This window comes from Kistimonas scapharcae, from assembly GCF_039540975.1.
Taxonomy (GTDB): Bacteria; Pseudomonadota; Gammaproteobacteria; order Pseudomonadales; family Endozoicomonadaceae; genus Kistimonas; species Kistimonas scapharcae.
This window is the reverse complement of record NZ_BAABFL010000060.1, coordinates 1-2,478: the sequence shown is the minus strand read 5'-3', so window position 1 is coordinate 2,478 and position 2,478 is coordinate 1. Positions and strand designations below refer to the sequence as shown.

At 55.0% G+C, this 2,478-nt stretch carries 3 protein-coding genes; 2 read left to right on the top strand and 1 reads right to left on the bottom strand.

Translation table 11 applies throughout. The features are described 5' to 3' along the window. Window positions 1-353, bottom strand: a 353-nt coding sequence (locus tag ABD892_RS03200) for a S24 family peptidase (RefSeq protein WP_345193775.1), incomplete at its 3' end; no start/stop codon positions are given. On the opposite strand from ABD892_RS03200, the gene ABD892_RS03195 reads away from it, so the two are divergent. Both ABD892_RS03195 and ABD892_RS03190 read left to right on the top strand, forming a co-directional pair. Continuing rightward, window positions 352-765 carry a hypothetical protein gene (locus tag ABD892_RS03195; protein ID WP_345193773.1) on the top strand — a complete coding sequence of 138 codons (414 nt, stop codon included), beginning with the start codon at window positions 352-354 and terminating at the stop codon, window positions 763-765. The genes ABD892_RS03200 and ABD892_RS03195 overlap by 2 nt on opposite strands. 44 nt (window positions 766-809) lie before the next feature. After that, on the top strand, window positions 810-2,303 hold the full coding sequence (locus ABD892_RS03190) for a DUF935 domain-containing protein (protein ID WP_345193771.1): 1,494 nt from the start codon (window positions 810-812) through the stop codon (window positions 2,301-2,303). Window positions 2,304-2,478: the final 175 nt, after the last annotated feature.

The window sequence follows — 2,478 nt, the reverse complement described above, 5'->3', positions numbered from 1 at the left end:
ACACCACCCAACATCGGGACTATTCTGGCACTCACAATACGTCGATCCGGCGGGACATCGCGGGTCAGGGAGCGAAGACTGGCTGATACACCGTCGAAGAAAATCTGACGAACATCAATATACCCACTGTCAGGCATGACGCAGATCACCACATCATTGGCTGAATACTCGCCAATCGGATCCACAAACAGTACGTCATTGTTGCTCAGGTACCCTTCGTACTGGTCACCGGTCACCGTCAGCGTGTACGCCTCGGTGGAGTGCTCGACAGGACAACGGTAGATCGTATCAACCATGGGCAAATGGGGTTTTTCATCCTCAGCCAGACGCGCCGCCATATCCCATGAGAACATGGGCAGCGGTACCTCGCTGATCCAGGAGCTGCGCGAGGGAGTGAGCGCCGGTCATAAAAAGATTCATGTACCGGTCATCCCCTGCGATCCCAAGGGCGTCAACAAGATAGACCGGTTAGTGGAGGTCAGCAGTCTGTTTGAGGCCGGGCTGGTGCATCTCCCTGAAGCGGCTCCCTGGCTCATCGACTACGAGTTGGAGCTGACCATTTTCCCGCTGGCGGGTAACGATGATCAGGTGGACTCCACCAGCCAGTTTCTGAAATGGGCGCATGAGCACCGGGCCAATTTCAGTTTTGCATCCACAGGGAACACAAGAGCCGGCATCGAGGCCTACGGCGAAAACCCGCACAGTATTGATGAGGATAAAGGTTATGGTGTGGTAAAGGGCCGCAATGATTTCAGGGGTTATTGAGTGCTCATATTTTAACCGACACAGGGACTAGACAGGACAACACCATGGCAGGCAAGCCAAAACTGGGAGAGCTGGCAAAGGCAGACCACGGTGTCCGGCTGGCGTCGGCCTACACCGCAACCCTGATGGACAACCCCGACAGCGTGCTCAAAGAGCGCGGTCGGGATATGAAGATCTATGACGAAATCCTGCGAGACGACCAGGTCAAACCCACCTTCCAGCAACGACGCCTGGCGGTTATCCAGAGCGAGTGGACGGTGGAGCCTGCCGGCGAGTCGGCGCAAGATAAAGCGGCTGCGGAGCTCATCAAGGAGCAGCTGACCCATATCCGCTTTGACGGTATCACCGACAAGATGCTCTACGGCCTTTTCTACGGCTATGCCGTGGGCGAGTGCCTATGGTCCTACGATGGCAGCCAAATAGTGCTGGACGATATTAAGGTCCGCGACCGCAGCCGGTTTGTGTTTGATGTGAACGGCAACCTGCGGTTGATCAAGGCCGGTGAACCCCATCCGGTAAAGCTTCCTGACCAGAAGTTCTGGGTGTTCAGCACCGGGGCCAACCACAGCGACAACCCCTACGGGCTGGGTTTGGGACACTATCTGTACTGGCCCACTTTTTTCAAACGCAACGACATCAAGTTCTGGCTGATTTTTCTGGAGAAGTTCGGCCAGCCTACCGCTATGGCAAAACTACCACCGGGACAGGCGGAAGACCCTCGCGAGCGTGAAAAAGCCCTGCAGGTGCTGGACGCCATCCAGGTAGACAGCGGCATTGTCGTTCCGGACAACATTCTGGTAGAGCTGCTGGAGGCCGCCCGCCACGGCACTGCCGACTACGAGGCACTGGCAGAGCGCATGGACCGGGCCATCAGCAAGGTGGTGCTAAGCCAGACCATGACCACCGATGACGGCAGCTCGCTATCCCAGGCGCAGGTGCACGAGGCGGTGAAGCAGTCGGTGATCAAAAGCGATGCGGACCTGATCTGCGAGAGTTTCAACAACCAGGTGGTGCGATGGCTAACGGAGTGGAACTTTCCCAATGCCCGGCCGCCGAGAGTCTGGCGCAATACCGAGCCGGAGGAAGACCTGCTTCAGCGGGCCGAGCGCGATAACAAAATCAGTTCCCTGGGCTACGAGCCCACAGAGGAGTATATCGAGGAGGTGTACGGGCCGGGCTGGCGGAAAAAAGCGGAGACAATATCCCAGCCCATTGCAACGGATAACCTTGCCCCCGCCTTTGCCGAGCAAGACGCCGTTCATCCACAGCTCGCAAAGAAAAAGGCCGACCGGCGCAATGATCAACAGGCACTGGCAGATGCTGCTGACTATTTTGCCACTAGATATCACGCGTTATATGGGAATCAGATAGAAGAATTGTTGTCCTATGCCGAGGATACCGGTGACCTGCAAACATTCAGGTCACATCTTGAAGAACTACTGGAACAATCATCTTCTTCAGACACTGCAGTAAAAACCATACGTGATGCGGGGTTCTACAGCAGGCTAATGGGGATTTTTAGAGGCGACAACAGGTAACTCACCAATGATAAGATCATCCAGCTGGCCACAGCTTTCCTCATTTCATGCAATAAAAAATCAAAATACTGATATTACGAAAGGAGTAGTAACACCTGCATATTCTGGTTTACTTGAACACCGATTCTGGTCTACTTGAACACCCCCGTCACCTTACGTATTGGCGAGCCTGATT